The 18,985-nt window shown below is 37.4% G+C and carries 15 protein-coding genes and 1 tRNA gene; 5 read left to right on the plus strand and 11 right to left on the minus strand.

The features are described from left to right. Nucleotides 1–423: 423 nt before the first annotated feature. From HYQ40_08085 to HYQ40_08095, 3 genes are all read left to right on the plus strand, one after another. Complete coding sequence (locus HYQ40_08085; GenBank protein MBZ6527737.1) at nucleotides 424–1,170, plus strand: SDR family oxidoreductase; 747 nt, start codon at nucleotides 424–426, stop codon at nucleotides 1,168–1,170. A 262-nt stretch (nucleotides 1,171–1,432) separates the two neighbouring features. Beyond that, nucleotides 1,433–2,422 carry a polyprenyl synthetase family protein gene (locus HYQ40_08090; GenBank protein MBZ6527738.1) on the plus strand — a complete coding sequence of 330 codons (990 nt, stop codon included), beginning with the start codon at nucleotides 1,433–1,435 and terminating at the stop codon, nucleotides 2,420–2,422. Between the two features lie 13 nt (nucleotides 2,423–2,435). Continuing rightward, complete coding sequence (locus HYQ40_08095; GenBank protein ID MBZ6527739.1) at nucleotides 2,436–3,344, plus strand: UbiA family prenyltransferase; 909 nt, start codon at nucleotides 2,436–2,438, stop codon at nucleotides 3,342–3,344. 126 nt (nucleotides 3,345–3,470) lie between these two features. On the opposite strand, the gene HYQ40_08100 is transcribed toward HYQ40_08095, so the two are convergent. From HYQ40_08100 to rlmH, 5 genes are all read right to left on the minus strand, one after another. Further along, entirely contained in the window at nucleotides 3,471–3,962 is a 492-nt protein-coding gene (locus HYQ40_08100; protein ID MBZ6527740.1) for an AAA family ATPase, read from the minus strand. Between the two features lie 336 nt (nucleotides 3,963–4,298). Continuing rightward, nucleotides 4,299–4,371: transfer RNA gene (locus tag HYQ40_08105), tRNA-Thr, on the minus strand. A gap of 78 nt (nucleotides 4,372–4,449) precedes the next feature. Continuing rightward, nucleotides 4,450–5,769, minus strand: a complete 1,320-nt coding sequence (locus HYQ40_08110) for a DUF2254 domain-containing protein (GenBank protein ID MBZ6527741.1) — start codon at nucleotides 5,767–5,769, stop codon at nucleotides 4,450–4,452. Between the two features lie 71 nt (nucleotides 5,770–5,840). Beyond that, nucleotides 5,841–6,287, minus strand: coding sequence for a DUF4385 domain-containing protein (locus HYQ40_08115; protein MBZ6527742.1), 447 nt, complete (start codon nucleotides 6,285–6,287; stop codon nucleotides 5,841–5,843). Nucleotides 6,288–6,461: 174 nt separating this feature from the next. After that, nucleotides 6,462–6,941: a 23S rRNA (pseudouridine(1915)-N(3))-methyltransferase RlmH gene (rlmH, locus tag HYQ40_08120; GenBank protein ID MBZ6527743.1), complete on the minus strand. Its 480-nt coding sequence runs from the start codon at nucleotides 6,939–6,941 to the stop codon at nucleotides 6,462–6,464. Nucleotides 6,942–7,035: 94 nt separating this feature from the next. Here rlmH and HYQ40_08125 point away from each other — a divergent pair, with 94 nt between their 5' ends. Then, entirely contained in the window at nucleotides 7,036–8,412 is a 1,377-nt protein-coding gene (locus HYQ40_08125; protein MBZ6527744.1) for a TrkH family potassium uptake protein, read from the plus strand. Between the two features lie 18 nt (nucleotides 8,413–8,430). Then, nucleotides 8,431–9,096, plus strand: coding sequence for a TrkA family potassium uptake protein (locus HYQ40_08130; protein ID MBZ6527745.1), 666 nt, complete (start codon nucleotides 8,431–8,433; stop codon nucleotides 9,094–9,096). Between the two features lie 544 nt (nucleotides 9,097–9,640). On the opposite strand, the gene HYQ40_08135 is transcribed toward HYQ40_08130, so the two are convergent. The 6 genes from HYQ40_08135 to walK form a co-directional block, all read right to left on the minus strand. Then, nucleotides 9,641–10,882, minus strand: coding sequence for a trypsin-like peptidase domain-containing protein (locus tag HYQ40_08135; GenBank protein ID MBZ6527746.1), 1,242 nt, complete (start codon nucleotides 10,880–10,882; stop codon nucleotides 9,641–9,643). Between the two features lie 516 nt (nucleotides 10,883–11,398). Next, a complete protein-coding gene (locus tag HYQ40_08140; GenBank protein ID MBZ6527747.1) occupies nucleotides 11,399–12,262 on the minus strand; it encodes an MBL fold metallo-hydrolase in 864 nt (287 codons plus the stop codon). A 129-nt stretch (nucleotides 12,263–12,391) separates the two neighbouring features. Continuing rightward, nucleotides 12,392–14,299: a DUF2207 domain-containing protein gene (locus HYQ40_08145; GenBank protein ID MBZ6527748.1), complete on the minus strand. Its 1,908-nt coding sequence runs from the start codon at nucleotides 14,297–14,299 to the stop codon at nucleotides 12,392–12,394. A gap of 163 nt (nucleotides 14,300–14,462) precedes the next feature. After that, nucleotides 14,463–15,296, minus strand: a complete 834-nt coding sequence (locus HYQ40_08150) for a two-component system regulatory protein YycI (GenBank protein MBZ6527749.1) — start codon at nucleotides 15,294–15,296, stop codon at nucleotides 14,463–14,465. After that, a complete protein-coding gene (locus HYQ40_08155) occupies nucleotides 15,296–16,705 on the minus strand; it encodes a hypothetical protein (protein MBZ6527750.1) in 1,410 nt (469 codons plus the stop codon). The genes HYQ40_08150 and HYQ40_08155 overlap by 1 nt, the downstream gene beginning before the upstream one ends. A 3-nt stretch (nucleotides 16,706–16,708) precedes the next feature. Then, a complete protein-coding gene (gene walK, locus HYQ40_08160) occupies nucleotides 16,709–18,562 on the minus strand; it encodes a cell wall metabolism sensor histidine kinase WalK (protein ID MBZ6527751.1) in 1,854 nt (617 codons plus the stop codon). Nucleotides 18,563–18,985: the final 423 nt, after the last annotated feature.

Consider the following 18,985-nt stretch of genomic DNA (forward strand, 5'->3'; position numbering starts at 1 on the left):
CTCCTCTAATTTTCGTGGTTGGAAATTTGATTTGAGTGTAACACAAATGGTTTGTTTTTTTTCTAGCTTAATTTTACAATTCAAGAATTGTAAAATAATTTTCTCTTTATACATAAATTGTAATCTATAAGACACTTTCTCTTTGAAATTTCATTAAGTAGATTATTTAGTAAGTACATTACTCACTTATGATATGGCTCCCCGTATCATTTATTTCTGCGGTTAGTCATACCTTTAAAATCATTACGGATACTCAATCAGCTCCACATCAGACTATCGTATTTTTAACTGTTCGAGTACAGGAATTCATTAATAATGGACATTTCTTTCACTCATTAAAAGAGTATATTTGCCAACTATGTAGATAGTTTCACAAGTATAGGTTATAATGACTTCATCAAAAGATGAAAGAAGGAAAGATAAATGTTGTTAGAAAATAAAGTAGCGATTATTACTGGAGCTGGCAGTGGTTTTGGCCGTGCAACTGCAGAATTATATGCTAAAGAAGGCGCAAAAGTCGTCGTAGTGGATTATAATGAAGAAACAGCTCAACAAACGGCTGCTGGTATTCGAGAAAATGGTGGTGAGGCAGTCGCTGTAAAAGCGGATGTCAGCAACGAGTCAGATGTGAAACACTTTATTCAAACGGCGATTGATACGTATGGACAAATCGATATCTTGTTTAATAATGCTGGAATTTATGCGCCAGGAACAGTGGAAGACACATCCATGGATGATTGGAACCGATCATTAAATGTTAATATCACGGCTTTATTTTTGGCAAGTAAGTACGCTATGCCTTATTTAAAAGAAACAAAGGGAAATATTATTAATACGGCTTCCGCAGGGGGTATTATTGGATTCCCTGACGCCATTTCGTATGCGACGACTAAAGGGGCTGTCATTTCATTCACTCGTGCGATGGCTGTTGATTATGCAGAAGCCAGCGTTCGTATCAATGCCATCTGTCCTGGTACAGGCATAACCGGTATGACAAAAGACTTGTTAGAGATTGAAGAGGTCTACCAAGGATTTGTGGCACCTATCCCAATGAAACGATTAGGTGAAGCCAGTGATGTCGCAAACGCTGCATTGTTCTTAGGAAGTGATCTTTCTTCATACATTACAGGTCATGCCTTACCTGTTGATGGCGGTTGGACCATGTCTTAATTCCATTTGAATAAAAGAACACGACGAGTAAAAGAGTTTTCTCCTTTGCTCGTCGTGTTCTTTTGTCATTTCATAGGCAATATCTTTTAAAATTGTTAATAGTGAATCTTTCAAATCAATAGCTGATTATCAAAAAGTTCGCTGAACATTCTAGTGCGACTTTATCCTATTTTAACGTATAATTATAAATCAATGATAATAAGTATGTATAAAGAATAAAATAGAAGAACCATAGATTTAACGGTTCACAAAGGAGAACGGTATGGTTAAAACCCATCCAATGTGGGACAACTTCCCTGATATCCAAAGCCTTTTATTGGAATGCCTTGAATTGATTATTGAAAAAACGACGATTGATAATACTGAAATTGAAAAGACAGTCGCTGGGTTGATCACAAGACAAGGAAAACTACTTCGACCTGCTTATTTTTTTCTTTTTTCACGATTAGGCAATGCTCCTCAAGATGCGCATGAGAATATGATTGCGGCCGCTGCATCTACCGAGGTCCTTCATCTCGCTACCCTCATTCATGACGACATTATTGACGACTCGAATATGCGTCGCGGTGTTGAAACGGTCCATTCCAAACATGGTAAAGATGTGGCTGTTTATACAGGTGATTTATTGCTTGCAGTGTATTTTGACTTATTGGCAGACGCAACGGACGCCATGGAAATCATTCAATTAAATACGCGTTCGATGAAACGTGTATTGATGGGTGAAATCAATCAAATGACAAATGTCTACAATACCGATATTACATATGAAGACTATTTAAAAAGTATTAAAGGAAAAACCGCCCAGCTGTTTGAATTAAGTTGTATTGAAGGTGCATACTTTGGGCAATGTCACAGCGAAACGATTGAGAAAAGTCGTTCGATTGGCCAAAATATTGGGATCGCCTTTCAGATGATGGATGATATTTTAGATTACACCCAAACTTCTGAAATGCTCGCAAAGCCCGTCTTAAATGATGTCAAACAGGGTATTTACACGCTTCCCCTCATCTTAGGCCTAGAGACAAACGAAAAAGCCTTTCTGCCACTTTTGAATAAGGGTGAAAACTTATCAGATAGTGACCTCGCTGCTTTAGTTTCTTTACTGCATGATTATGGCTGTATCGAACGCGCACACGTTATCACTAAGGAATACATCGATAAAGCTTTAGCAGCCATTGAGACGCTGCCAAGTCACCCAGAAAAAGATGTGTTGTACGCATTGACTAAACAATTACTCACCAGAGAATTTTAAAAAGGAGTTTGTTATGACACTTAAACAATATATCTTACTTTCGCAAATGGAATACGCCACGACCAGTTTTTTTCCTGGTTTTATGGGGATCTTGTATGCCTGGTATAATTATGGAACTTTCCGTCTGGGTTTTTCCATTTTAGGCTTACTCACAGTCGTCATCTTTTATCTGGCTATCGGCATCCGCGATACTTACTTGGATTATGACATCACAGATCATAAAAATACAGATTCTCCCCAAGAAGTAATGGTGGGTAAAGAAAGTATACCTCTTAAAAATATTCGGTTAGCCTATTATCTTACTGGTGGTGTTGCTTTAGCTATTGGTTTATTTTTAGTTCTTCAGACATCTCTTATCTTATTTTATATCGGCTTTGGCGGGATGTTGATTGGCATTCTCTATACCTTCGGCCCTCTCCCCATCTCGAGCACGCCATTCGGTGATTTCTTCATCGGGTTGGCCATGGGCTTTGGAATTTTTACAGCCATGCTTTATGTTAATGCATTTGACGTTATTCAATTTGACTGGCTATCAATCACGCTGCTCATCGTTGCGTCCATCCCGACAGCGATTACGGTGATGTCCGTCTCACTCGCTAATAACATTTGTGATTTAGAAGAAGATATAGAAGATGGCCGCTTTACGCTGCCTTATCATATCAGCATAGATAAAGAGCTCGTTATTTTCAAATCCTTTTATTATGCCGGCTACATCGCCATTATTTTTTCGGTCATTTTTGGGACCTTCCCAAGACTTGTAACGTTGTCTTTGTTAACATTCCCATACGTCTTAAAGAACATTCGCATTTTTATGAACGAACAAGATAAAAAGACAACTTTTCTGACGACAATTTACAATTCAATTGTCATTCCTATTCCACTCATATTGACTTTTTTCTTAGGGGCTTGGCTGGACCTTTGACTATACTTCTTAATCCTTAAACGGGAAAAAAATAACCAGTGATGATTTGAAGGTTGCCTCCTTCAATACACATTACTGATTATTATTTATTTATTCGAGTACTCCTCATTCAGCTGATGCTCTCTATTAATGAATTAGCTCACTCTTTTCTAAATCAATCCTACAAGCCTCATAAATCTCTTTTAAAACATCTTGGAGAGGCTTGTCTGTTGAAATGACATAATCACTACTTTTAAAGATTTGTTCTTCAAAGGTCACTTTATCACTTACAATTTTTGACCATTCATCTTCTGTTTTTCCAAATGGATTGTTCTCTCTATTTTGGATTCTTTCTTTCATAACCTCTAGAGGGGCAGTTAAAGAAATGACAAAATCTAGATAAGGATAAATATGTATTTGATTGATTGTAGTTCCTGCTAAAAAAACGACTTCTTTCTCGTGAAGAGTTATAAAATCTATTATTTTTGTTGTATCCATTAGATAGTCTTCTTCTTTAACATCATAATTAATCCAGCCACTGTTGTCTAAGTCAACCGTTAAAAACCCCTCTACTTTTAATTGATTTAAGATGGTGGATTTACCAACCCCTGACATACCAGTTAGCAACACTTTTTGCATTCATCCTCATTCCTTCCTACTATTTTAAGTTTGTCCTTCACGGATGACGGACTCACGAATGATTTTTATCATTACTTGTGATACGTCTCATTCTTTACCATTGAATACAAATGTGACAAGCTTTTAAAATCATAGAGCGAACCCGTATCAGATTGTGCTGTGGTTTTACGAAAAAACCTCATCTATTTGTGGTATGGCTGTTCCATTATAATGCGACACCTTCTTTTCCAGCAAGTTTACCGACGGATGTGTGACGGTTTGGTTTTGGGAAATATTAGCCAGAAAAAAAGTACATCTCAGGGGTTAAACCTTGATGTACTTTCTAAATTAATGTGATACCGGCTATAGGGATCGAACCTACGGCCCCCGCGTTACGAGTGCGATGCTCTACCAACTGAACTAAACCGGCATTCTTTGTGTTTTGAACTAAAGAGAATATTATAAACCTTTCAGCGAAAAATAACACAGATAGTTTTCAGTTTCAAGCTCATTCCTCTAGCTCAGGATGGTTAATCCCTAGAATACGTTGTTGGCGTTCCTCGATATTTTGAATATCTAGTCTTTCCGTAAAATTGGGACTCGTTAGATTAAACAGATAATTACTGTAATCCTTAATATAGTTTAGCTTCTTCGGATGTGCAGAATAAGCAACTGTCAACAAAGAGTCAAACAGTGCCACCACTCCAGAAATATCTTGCTTCATATAGTGAATTAATTGCCAATAACTTTCATATAAGTCTTTTGGAAAATTATTGAAATCATAAATCACGTTACCTCCCGAAGAAAATGTCTCATCAGTGTCTTCGCCCATCACCACAAACCTTCCTGGTATACTGGCAAATTTTGAATCCAACAAAGCCTTGTAGTTTAAGATATAAATGGCGGTATTAGGATCATTTATGCCTGGCGAAACCGCCCTCAGAGCTACTTCAATCAATTTAGCTCGAGCAAAATTTGGATCGTACATAGAAGAAGGTTTTTCTTCATAAGTTAGGGTGCGGTTTATTGCCGCTTGGAGCTGTGATTCATCTTTAACTTTTCGGTTAGTGTATAAATCGACTAGTGGCTGATTTGCGGAAATAAACTCTCCTATTCTTAGATGTAGCACTATGGTGCCTTTGAATTCCTTGCTCAGTTCAACTAGTCGATTAAAATTAATATATTCAACATAACCACTCTCGTTAGCCTTTACTGTGAAGATGTGTAGCGTGTCTATTTGAGGAAGATGATCCAACAAAGGCATTTCTTGAAAGTATTCAATCGTTTCATCCGCAACTGACTCGGCCTCCTTGTACAATTTAGTCACAAGATGGTTCAATTGTACGGATATTGCCACATTATAAACGAACTTCGTAAAATAAAAAACGCAGGCAAGGGCGTACAATAAGGCAATGGAGGCCGAAACAACCAAATATTCATCTTCTGAATTGCGCATAAAAAACAAAGAGGAAAGACAATAAATAAAACCACCAAGAAAAATCCCCAAAGTTTGCATAGATGTTTTCTGTAAGAGAAAATTCTCAACAGTCCGGGGACTGAAATTAGATGAGTAGAACGAAATGACCGATAACATCGTCCCAAACGTGAAGGTTGCCACTGAAAAAAGGGAACCCGCTAGCAGGCTCAAGATTGATTTGGCCAGATTGACGCTCGTTAGAAAAACAGTCGGGAAATAGTCCACCACATTTATCATTCTGGTGTCGAGCAAGATAACACCAATCGCTAAAATGAAAGAAAAGAGCACGCTCCCTCCTAGAATAAGCCAAATACGTTTATCTTCAAAAAATAAGCCAAATGCCTTGACCATGTTCTATAACCCCTCCTTTGATAGAATTATTTTCTCTATTATACCACTCGCTCCTTAGGAATATCTTCTTTTCAGCCGTACTTTTTCTGATGTTCTTTCTTCAACTTTAAATACGCTTCATTTTCCCTCACAATTTTCCACTTCTCTTCAAAAATGGTAGCTGACTTTGCTTTTTCTTCGTCTATTATTCTTTCTTTTATGTCGCCATTTTCATCATATTTGCGACCACCTTTGTAATTGGCGTAACGTCTAGATCTAGTGTAGCCCATTTGAAGAAACTTCCGACTCATATCCATACCCACAAAATCACCGGCTGCCTGGTAATCCAAAAACAGCTGGTAGATTTTGTCAGAAGATACTTTAGCAATTTCTGGAGTCTTAAAACGCCAATGTGGTAGTATCTCGCTTTTATAAGGTTCTACCAGAAGCACCCCTTGTTCTCCTCGGCCCACTCGATACAATTCAGGCTGGTCCTGGAAGTTTATCTGAGCGAAATCCAGTTCATAATCAAAGGCCATGTTACCCCCCTCATGTCGATCCATTTCACTTTTTCTGTTTAGTTTTGTTACTAAACATGACGTTAATTTTGTGTTCCAGGCAACTATCTTGTCTGCTCCTAACCGGAAGACAAAAAAGCTAGATTCGTAAAGGTCTCGCTAACATTTGTCTGTAAATTGTTTTTAATTTTATCATCATTTATGATACGCATGTCCCTTCATAATTCGAAACGCACGGTAAATCTGCTCGAACAACACCAAACGCATCAATTGATGTGGCAATGTAATTCGTCCAAAACTAATGGAGAGGTCAGCTGATTGTTTCAGGGTTTTGTGTAAACCTAGTGAGCCTCCGATAATGAAGGTTACTTTGCTTTGTCCATAGACTGCATAGTCGTTTAACTGGCTTGCTAGCTCTTCTGAGGAGATAAGCTTACCTTCGATTGCTAGGACAATAACTTTGCGACTAGGGTCTAATTTGGCCTTAATTCGGTCGGCTTCTTTGGCTAAGACAGCCTCTTCCTCTGCTTGACTCATATTCTCTTTCGTAGGCTCGTCGGCTAATTCAATAACCTTTACATTTGCGTAAGCATCGAGTCGTTTCAAGTATTCTGCAATACCCATCTTTAAGTACTTTTCTTTCAGTTTACCAACAACAATCACTTCGATATTCATTGCTTCACTCCTTTGTCTGAATTATCATAGCATTTATCAGATATATTTTGTATTATATTTACATTGAATAAATTATCGAAAGGAGCGGAAAGGTTTGGCTATTACTATAGGGAACCGAAAAATTTCGACTTCTCTTCAACTTACATTAAGCTTTGTGCTTGTCGCATTTATTGGGAGCCTAATCTTGTCTTTCCCATTTTTTCATCAACCTTCAACCGATGCGGATTATTTCGATCACTTATTGACAGCCATCTCGCTTGTCTGTGTGTCTGGAATGGCCGCGTTACCGATTGCTGAGACATATAATCTCGCTGGTCAAGTTGTAGCTCTCTTATTGATTCAAGTTGGCGGGTTGGGAGTGATTACGATTTTGAACGTCGGAATCTTTTATATTAACCGGCGTCTTTCATTACAAGATCAGTATTTACTGCAACAGTCTTTAAGTCGGGATACGAACAAAAATTTATTAGATTTTCTGTTATCGATTTATAAATTCACAATCGCAACTGAAATTATTGGCGCTTTGATTATTATGTATGACTTTGTGCCACGTTTTGGACTTGCTCGTGGGGCATTTAATGCTCTATTCCTATCAATCTCATCGTTCAGTAATTCCGGGTTTCATAATTTATATACAGATAGTTTAGAAGGTTTTTATAATAATCCTTTGATACTACTCACTGTGTCTGCCTTGGTTATTGCCGGTGGGATTGGGTTCTCTGTTTGGTTTGAACTTGTAGAGCGAGTCACTCGCTTTTTCAAAAGTCATCCACGATCATTTCGCTTGGCATTTCAACATCTCTCGGTTCACACGCGGGTGGTTTTGATGTTTACAAGTGCCATTCTAATTTTGGGAACTGTGTTGTTTTTAGCTGCGGAATGGACAAATCCGAATACAATTGGAGAAATGTCTCCTAGCTTAAAATTCTTGAATGCTTTCTTTAATACAACTAATACTCGTACTGCTGGATATACATCCGTGAATTATTTTGAGCTGAATCCTTTTACCAAACTTAGCTCAATGATACAGACAATTATTGGTGGTGCACCGGGTGGGACAGCTGGTGGGATTAAAGTGACATCTTTTGCGATCTTAGTTCTCTTATTTAAATCTGAGATTCAAAGTTACAATCATGTTGTCGCATTCAAACGTATTATCCCTTCGAGACTGGTTAAGCAAGCCGTTATTATCGTATTATTCTTTGTCATATTATTATTTACAGGATATGGTACGATATTACTACTGCATCCGCATCTCGATTCGTTAGATATTCTTTTTGAGACAGCGAATGCTCTAGGATCAGCGGGTATTTCTTTCAATACGATTGTCCATTTAAATCCGATTGGTGTATCTATTATGGTTATTTTAATGATTGCTGGGCGAGTTGGACCGATTACCTTATTATTAGGTATTCTACAAAGACGTAATCAAGAAATACATTACGCAGAAACAAATATTTTCCTTGGTTAATATTGGAGGAGTGTCATAATGAAGAAAAAAATAGTCGGTGTACTTGGTTTAGGTATATTCGGTGAGCGCGTCGCAACGGAACTCAGTGAGTACGGTTGTGAAGTTATTGCGATTGATTCAGACGCAGCCAAAGTTCAAAAAATAGCAGAACGTGTCACTAACGCAACGATTGGTGATTTTACTGATATTGATTTGTTGCGAAACGTTGGGATTAATAACTGTGATGTCGTCGTGATTGCGACCGGTACTCACCTTGAAAGTGCTGTTCTAGCTGTGATGCACTGCAAGAGATTAGGCGTTCCTCAGATTGTAGCTAAAGCACGTAGTTTAATGTTTGAAGATGTATTATATGAAGTTGGTGTTAGTGCAGTTGTTGCACCAGAACGGGATTCAGGACATCGTCTTGCTTCAAAAATCTTACGCAACAAAATCGATGAAGTCCTACGTCTTGATGATGATACGTCGATTATTGAATTTGAAATACCTGAAGCTTGGATTGGTAAGTTGCTCCCTGATCTTGATTTACGTCGTAAATACGAAATTAACTTGATTGGACAACGTTCTGAGCGTGGAGAGAATTTAACGGGGATAAATGTTTCAGAGCCTCTTCCGGAAGAAGTGATTCTAGTTGGAATTGCTAACACGCATACATTTGAAAAATTTGATTATCTGGGTCAACTTTAATTTAAAAAAACTCACTTCATACTTTGTGAAGTGAGTTTTTTATTTTCACTTAAAGTTATCAACAGGAATAAATAAATATTATTTTGAATTTTGTGTATTAGATTTCGGTTTATTTAATAAAGCGCTCTTTTTTGAGTTATCCACTGGCCGGTTGTGCATAACTCTGTGTATAACTCATTTTTCTGTGGACAACTCGTATAATTTTCATATTTATTTTATATTTTTTATAGTTATTCACTACTTAAATATATATTTATTCACTTATCCACACTTTTTAACAGTTATACACAATAATCGGGGTGTTTTCTGTTTATAACTGTTTTTCTTGTTGATAACTCGCTATTATGAATTTATACTCATTTATACTTTTCACAAGAAGAATCCTATAGCTATTCTAAAATATTTAAGTGTGCACAAAATAAACGGTCTAGCATTATTGCTAAACCGTTTATTTTCGTTTATTTATATCACTAACGCTTAGGAGAAGTGATAATAGGAATTAATTTTTGAATGAGGGGTAAGTTCATTCAATTTATTTACTGTATTAATCTTGTGGTTGTGACTCTTGTGCTGGTTGAGTGTTCGCAGTAGGCGCTGCATCTAGGGTCACTTCAACTTGTTGCTCTTCACCACCACGGATAACAGTCAGCGTCACTGTATCTCCAACTTGGTATTTATATAACAATTGACGTAAAACTTGTCCATCAGTGACAGGTTCGTCATTGATTGCTGTAATGACATCAAATTGTTCAACGCCCGCTGCTGCAGCTGATGAATTCGCCATTACATCAACTACTACAGTTCCATCAGTCATATCTTCCGCTAGACCGAGGTCTTGAACACGCGTTTCTAATGCAAAGTAATTTAAGTTTACAGTCGTTGTTCCAAGTACTGGACGAACGACTTCACCATTCGCTTCCAACTGCTCGATAATTTGTTGAACATCATTACTTGGAATCGCAAAGCCCATACCTTCTACAGTTGACGTTGCAATCTTGCTTGAGTTAATTCCAATTAATTGACCATTCGAATTAACAAGTGCTCCACCAGAGTTTCCTGGGTTAATCGCTGCATCGGTTTGTAGTAATGTCATTTCCCAGTCTTCAGTTCCGTCACCATCAGTATCAATTGGTAATAAACGGTTTAGCCCTGAGACAATTCCTTGTGTTACGGTCGAAGCAAACGTTGATGAATCTAATGGTGATCCGATTGCGATTGCAATACTACCAACTTGTGTATCATCAGAGTTTGCGAATTCAATCACATCCGTTACGCTTTCAGATGAGATTTGTAATACAGCTAAATCACTTAATAAATCTGATCCTACTTCTGTCGCTTCAATTTGTGTTCCGTCAGCTAGCGTTACTTCTAGTGAGTCATGGCCAGCAATTACATGATTGTTTGTGACAACATACGCTGTGTCACCATCTACCTTATAAACTACGCCACTCCCTGTCCCAACTAAAACGGGTTCTTGTTGTATATCTTCAAGTTGTAATCCTTGCCCCTCAATATAACCGCGTTGGCCAAATGGGTTCGATTGGATTGTTTGATAATTCCCAACGGATACAACCGCCTCTTGGGTTTCTTGAACAGTTTGGGTTATAGTCGATTCAAATTCAATTAAGTCTTCTTGAGAGTAAGCTGTTGGTTGATTATTCCGTAATAGACCAAAACCTAGGACACTGACTAATGATAATACAAGCACAGTTCCCATAATTCCGCCAAATACGCTTCGCCAAAAGTGTGACGATTGAGTTTCGGTAGGTTGGTTATTCTTTTTCATTAGCATCTTCCTTTCATATTTATATTACATATTATATATTACCAAGCATTTGTGAATCATTTATGAAAATTTATCACTTAAATTTGGATTATAACCTTAAGATACCTTAATCTTTATGACATTGAGTTAATAAAACAGGTCAAATCCCTCTTTTACTCTTTTGTGGATTTGAAACCCAACTCAAATCCATTTTTTACCCTTTTATGGATTTGAAACCCAACTCAAATCCATCTTTGGCTCTTTTATGGATTTGAAACCAAACTCAAATCCATCTTTTACTCTTTTGTGGATTTGAAACCAAACTCAAATCCATCTTTGGCTCTTTTATGGATTTGAAACCAAACTCAAATCCATCTTTTACTCTTTTGTGGATTTGAAACCAAACTCAAATCCATCTTTGGCTCTTTTATGGATTTGAAACCTAACTCAAATCCACATTTCCTATTTATAACTCCCCTATACAAAAAAATACCTATCTACTCTAGCTTGCGCTAAAATAAACAGGTATCATTTTTTCTATAATCGTTTCAATGGCGTTGCTTCTGCCGGGTCAGTCATGTGCAATAGAAAATCTTCATTAACAGCAAAGTTATTGTAACGTAATATATCTTCCATAGAAGCCATTGCGAACTGCTTCGTATTGTTATCACGACTTAAATGTCCAAGATAAATATCTTTAGTCTTGTTACCAATTAAGTCTTTCATTGCCAAAGCACCATCTTCATTACTTAAATGTCCGCGGTCGCTTAGAATACGTTGCTTGACAGACCAAGGATACTTACCGTAGCGAAGTAATTCAATCTCGTGATTACTTTCAATTAAGTAAGCTGACATGTTTTTCAATTGGCTACGTAAGCGGTCGCTCACATACCCTGTATCAGTTAACATTGCGAAATTCTGTTTACCTTTTTGGAAAGCATAAAATTGCGGTTGAATCGCATCATGACTCACACCATAACTTAATACATCAATATCACCAATGGATACTAATGTATCTGGCTCGATATATTGGCGATTCTCAGGCGCAATTTTCCCAAGCATATTTTCCATGGCGCTCCATGTTTTGGCATTGGCATAGATTGGAATATTGTATTTACGTGACAGAACACCAACACCGTGGATATGGTCTTTGTGTTCATGGGTTACTAGAATTGCATCAAGGTCACTAACCTTACGATCAACCTGTTCGAATAAAGCTTCAATTCGCTTCCCACTTAACCCTGCATCTATCATAATGCGGCTGTTCATTGATTCGACATACGTACAATTTCCGCTACTTCCACTTGCTAGAATCGAATATTGTAACGTATCAAATGCTCCTTGAACGTTATTGTTATCTTCTTTACCTGCCGTTGAACCAGGTATAATTATTTCAGTCATTTAATCACTCTTTACATTCATTTTAACGTATTTAATAGCTTATCACTCCGATTAGTCAATGGCAATGCTTATTGCCTTACAAATTAAAAACATCTATCAAGCAAAAGTTGCCTGACAGATGTATGAGCTTTAGAACCCGCCGGTTCCTCCGCCTCCACCAGATCCACCTGATGAACCGCTAGAGAAGCCCCCTCCGAAACCGCCTGTATTAGAGCCAGAGTAACTGCTTTGTGCTGGCGCACTGCTTGTTACCGATTGGCTAATCGAAGGCCTTACAACTTGATTAATCCAGTAAGGATTACTATACAGAACCATCGGCATGCTCATATGGCTTAACTCTTCAATACCGTATTCATCATTCATTGCTTCGATGACTTTATCCGCAACGTCTAAAGATATCGCATAAACCAAAAACTCTTCCCAAAGTGGTAATGAAGCAACTTCCCGCATGTTAAAATTCCCTATGTCGTCTAACATATTCGCGAAGCCTTTCCACTCTTTAATCATCTTGTCTTGTTCATAAGTACGAATTGGTCGCAGTAATGTGAACAATAAAACAACGATAGCGAGCGTTAGATTCAAAGCAAAGGCCAATAGAATCGGCACTAAATGCTCTTCAAGAGGCGAATCAAGTGTTAGGAATAAGACAGCAAACAACATCACAACACTTGCTATAATAGCAAGGACAGCGTAGCCCACAGATGTATTATATTGACTGGGCTGATTCTTAACTTGCTCCCCTTTTACTGCGACATAGTTGGCAAATTGTGTCCACTTACGGTATTTTTGCTTTTTAAAATTACGATTATTTTCAATATTTTCTTCAATCTGGCTTAACGTAATCGGCTCATCATTTGGCAGTAAATATTCATACACGTAACGTTCATGCTTTTGTAAGTCAAACAAATCTGCTCCACCTTCAATAGGAGATACTAAAATCGTTGAAGCACTTTTACGCTTCAAGAGACCCCGTTTTTCACGACTCACTTCTTCGACTTGAATATACCCTTTTCGCGCTAAATCAATAATCGTTGCTGAGAAATCATCCGCAATTGGTTTATCTCGCAACACTGTTGTTGCCATGATAGCTGGCGTTAAATCTTCAGGTAACGAATAGATGTGATCAGGTATTTGAGCAGGCTTTGGATTAAGTTTACGGTGATTACGGAAGTAGTACACCCAAGCAAAAGCAGTCACTAAAGGAAAGCCAATTAAAGCTAAAGTTACCCATAACCAACGACGTTGCTTAGAGCTTTCATGAGCCTCTGCATCTGCCTCAACCGTTGCATTAGAGCGCTCAATAATTTCATCTTTCATGTTAGCTTGAACGATATTGGTATTATTTGGAGTGAGTGCCGTTGGGAAAATCGCATTGACTTCGACGAATTGATTAGGCGGATTATTTGGTACCGTTATTTCGACGTAACTTCTCTCGCCTTCCATCACAGGTTCAATGTGGGCATCATACGGCCCATATCCCCAAGCTCTGAAATCTTCTTGATTAGATACATTACCCGGCAAGTAAATTCGTGCATCCACTGAAAAATTATCATCCGTATTCTCAGGTACAATCTTTCGGTTAATCTCAGCAGTATCATTGTAATTAGTAATTAACTCTACCAGAGTATATTCGAAGACAAAATGAACCGTCTCATCTTCCGCTGGATTAAAGACTTGCAGTTTAAAGATTTCTCCATTGTCTGAAACTCGGTACGTCCCCGGTGATTCATCAAAACTTTCAGTTAAATATTCAATATCACCCGTTTCTTTATCAAGTATCCCTACACGATAATCAGTTATATTGTATCCACCATAGTCAATATTGTGGTAAGCACCATTCATAAAGTCTACGTCAAATGTATAAATTTCTTTAAAAGAAACATCACCATTCGACGAAATTTCTCCTGTAATATCTGCTTCGGTTATATCAAAACTAATATCTTGTGCGCTAACGTTCTCAAGACTACTCAGTGGCACAAGCATAAAGAGCGTGAACAACATGCTCAACATAATTCGGCTCAAACGATTTAACTTCATTTGGCTCACCTTACTTTCCATTAATTATAGTCTTATTTTAACATGTATATAGTGTAGAAGCACACCAAAGAGTGAAATAGATCTAAAAGTCTCTCTTTGAATAAATAGTCAAAAAGAACCGTCTTAGCACTACGACTAAAACAGTTCTTCAAGTTACACTTATTTAATTAAATTGATTACGATTGACGGTATTACCCCGAATTCCATCTACTAATAAAGTGAAACGACCATTAGCATTATCATAAACGATTTGCCAAGCAGGTGAGTAGACATTCAATCCATCTAATTCCGTCTGACGATAATAAACTAAAATTGAATAATGAATCGTTGAATCGTCAGGTATTAATGTTTCTACCCGTCGGTCAATAATCTCCAACGCTTCTCGCTCTGACAATATCGACCGTTCTTTCTCAAGCTCCACAATATTACCCTGATACGTTTGAGAATATCCTGTCATCATAAAATTATCATTAAGATTAATTCGGATTTCAGCTGTTCCATCTACTATCGGACTCCCATCGTAAGCTGTCATTCGAGCATAGATTACTTTCTCAGAGTTAACATACCAAATATTACGGTACATCTCTCCAGAGATGAATAAGGCTGGGTCTTCCAATATATCTTGCAAACTTTGACGTTGTTCTGTTGATAAACCTGTTATTTCAGTCGTTAAGCCTAAACCTAAATCCATTGGTTCTGACAAGGTCGTCGTTAATACCCCCTCTTGGTTAACAGACACCTCTGGAAATTCAAGTTGTGAAATATTTTCAGCTAAATGATTACTTGTCTCTGATACAACAAAAGGCAATTGATATTTATCCGTCGATAATTCGCTAAAAGATACACCTCGGTTGGATAAATTTTCCTCAATTGTTAATTCAATCTCCTCAGAAGGCGTACCCGCAACTTCAGCTCGACTAAATAACATAAATAATAAGTAAACATCAAACACTAAGAAGAAAAAAACTAACACAATTTGGATACGTTTAAAGTCCATTAGTCATTTCCTCCTTCATTTAGCATTTCATTATTCCATATTTCAACAAATGAATCGCTTTGCACTTCTTCTAATGTATAGTATTCTCCACCTAATTTGAAGAACCAAGTCGGTATGAGTTCTGCTTTTCTAAACATCTCCATGTCCTCTTGCCATTCATAGCCTATAAAGATATCATCAAAACCATTCACTGTATAACCACGTTCTTGAAACTCAATTAACAATTCATTATGACTCATTAATTCATACTCTTGAGAAGCAGTGTCAACATGCGTGTAAAACGTCAGCATAGGTTGGTGATATCGATAGATATCCCCACTTAAATCCCCGCGCATTTGAACAATATTCGCACCATAATCAGTCATTGATGAACTCGTTAAGATTGGCATATTGTTAAGATATCGTCTGAAAGTTATATAATTATTGTCTTCAGAGAATAAACGGATATCCCCGTCCCAGTACTCAAACTTCTGTACCATCGTGAATGCATTTCGGTATTTCTCAACCGTTGTACGTGGATCACTTGGATCCGCACGACTAATTGTCAAATCAAATTGTTGCGTTGTACGGTTCACATCAAGCGTATTAATATAGTTTTGATAACGGAATATCTCTTCATCATTACGACTCGATACTTCAGTCGTGTTAAACCCACTATTATCAAATAAGTCACTCACGTAAATATTTTCAGGCAATACATCAAGTGTAAACAACTCAGACTCAAGTGTCACAGTATTAACCGGAAGATAAATCGGTTTATTTGCACCATCATAACGAATAACTTCTATCAAATCAGATCGGTCCAACGTGACCGCATTACGCAATTCTTCTTTTCTAAGATTTGATGATAATTGGGCTTCGATATAACGCTCTGTTGTAGAATCGATTAAGTAAACGGTTTGTTCTTCTTGTGAAGCTAGCGGGATAATAATCCGATCGATTAATACATCTGTCGGAACATCATCTTGAACTGATAAGACTCTTGAATAGACACCCAACGGCATCCGTGTTGGAAGTTGTAGTTGTAAGTGATCAATGTCTAATAAATTATTCAACATCATGGGATTATCTATCAACGTCACATCTTCCACTGTTATTGGCCTACTTTCAATCAAGGACCGCAATGTATTAATCGTTGCTTTATCACGAATAAAATAAGATTGTTGTCCTAAGCGAATGATATATTGATCCGATGAAACGACATCTTGAAAACTCAACCGAGTCGGTGAATAATAATTTGCAGTTGCTTGAATCGGATCAGTGACTCTCTCTTCCTCGCTTACTCTTGCTTCATCACTAATCAATCGCTCGAAAGTCACCATGTTGTAAAGAATAAAGTATGAGAATAGAAAACTAAGCGCCACTAAAAACACTAGGACAACTGTAATCCATGAATTTTGTTTTCTCATCAATTAGCCCCACTCTCCATCTATATCTGTGAATTCAGTGTATGGTAATTCAAAGTTAAAGGTTGACCCCTTACCTTCCACACTGTCTACCCAAATTGAACCACCATGCAGTTCAATTACTTCTTTAGAAATCGCAAGACCTAAACCACTTCCACCTTGTTCACGTGAACGTGCTTTATCCACTCGGTAGAATCGGTCAAATAGTTTTTCAGCATCTTGCTTGGATATTCCAAGCCCCTGATCACTAATACGAACAATAACGCTTCGGTGATTATCCTCCATCTTGATCCCAATCGTTCCCCCATCAGGCGAATACTTTACAGCATTATTCAAGATATTATCAATCACTTGCGTCATTCTATCCTGATCAATATCAACATAAATATCACGCGTCGTAAACTCACGAACAATATTATAATTATCACTCGTCTGATCAGATTCCAACGTAAACTCTAAACGATCTAAAATATGATTCATAACTCGCTTCAAATCGACATAATCCGTCTGCAACATAATTTGTCCGCCATCCATCTTAGATAAATCCAGTAAATTCGCAATCATACGAATCATACGGTTACTTTCAGATTGAATCACTTCTAGAAATTGAGGTGCAATGGCTTCATCACGCCAAGCTCCGTCGGATAATGCTTCACTATAACTTTTAATACTTGTTAAAGGTGTGCGTAACTCATGTGATACATTTGATACGAAATCACGTTGTTCTTGTTCTGTTTTTTCTTGTTCAGTAATATCTGTTAAGACACACACAACTCCAGTCACAAAGCCGGTCTCACGACGGATAATTGAGAATTCCCCTTTTAGAATTGAATCCACATCTTTGTCACGATGGTTAATCATAATCTCAGTATCTCTTTGCAAGAGCCCTTTTAATGAGACTTGTGACTCAATGTTAAGTAATCGTAAAATTGAATGCCCTATCGCCTGTTCTTGACGAATATTTAACAATTGAAGTGCTCGGTCGTTCACCAATAAGACGCGCCCACGTTGATCTGTCCCAATCACTCCATCAGTCATATGACGAAGAATACCATCTAATCGCTGACGTTCAGACTCTGTTGACTCTTGTGCATCTTTTACTTTCACTGCCAGCTCATTAATCGTCATCGTTAGTTCGCCTAACTCATCATAACCATAGACTTCCGCTGGATAATTATAGACCCCTTCAGAAATCCGCAATGCTTGTTGTCGCATATTCTCAATCGGACGCGTTACCCCTTGACTAAGCACAAAAGAAATTAACAACGCAACACCTATCGCAAAAATAGACGACTGCAAAAAGAGATCAATAATATTATTATTCTGACTATAAATCTGTTCCATATTAGCTTCAATAACTAGTACACCAAGTAAATTCGACTGTGTTGCACCAAAAATTGGCTTAATCAATTTATAAATCGGTGCAGCTGTTTCAGGATCTGTATACTCGCTTCGCATCTCATTTTGATATAAAAGCACATTCCGTGCATCCGAATCCGTCGTTTGATTCCCGATTGAACTTTGATCTAAACCTTGATTCGTTGCGATAATTGTTTGTGCATTATTAATTATCTCAAGCCTTGCAGGTGCGGTCGAACTAAACGTGTCTAACGTCTGATTCAATTGATTGAGTACACTTTGTGACTCTTGTTCTGAGTTTGATAAAATCGGTGTAATATTATTCGTTAAAAAATCCGCCTGGGTATTAATTTGAACTTTAAAATTATCTACCGTCTGTGTCTCTAATTGGTCAATAAAGAATACCCCAATAAACTGGAATGTAATCACTAAGATAAAGACGAATAGTAATGGTATCTTAAAGTATATAGACTGGAAAAAGCGAAATGGTCTTTGCTTCATCGTCGTATCTGCTCCAATCTCTCTTTATTTTTTTGTTTTAAACACAGTAATAACATGTGAGTTTCTCCTTAATTCAAAAATTTGATTCTAAAATACATATAGACCCAGTTTATTGATTTTCCGCTATAATTACAACCCAGAATCAAACTTAATTTATTATGACATATTATCACTATTCGCACTTATTTATTCAGGTAAATGCGTATTAACCATTTTTCACACTTATCAGCAATGGTAAATGCGAATTAAGTATTATTCACACTTATCTGCAATGGTAAATGCGAATTAAGTATTATTCACACTTATCAGCAATGGTAAATGCGAATTAACCATTATTCACACTTATCAACTCTGGTAAATGCGAATTAAGCATTTTTCACACTTATCAGCAATGGTAAATGCGAATTAAATGTAAATTCTCAA

This window comes from Aerococcaceae bacterium DSM 111021 (assembly GCA_020112395.1).
GTDB lineage: Bacteria > Bacillota > Bacilli > Lactobacillales > Aerococcaceae > Ruoffia.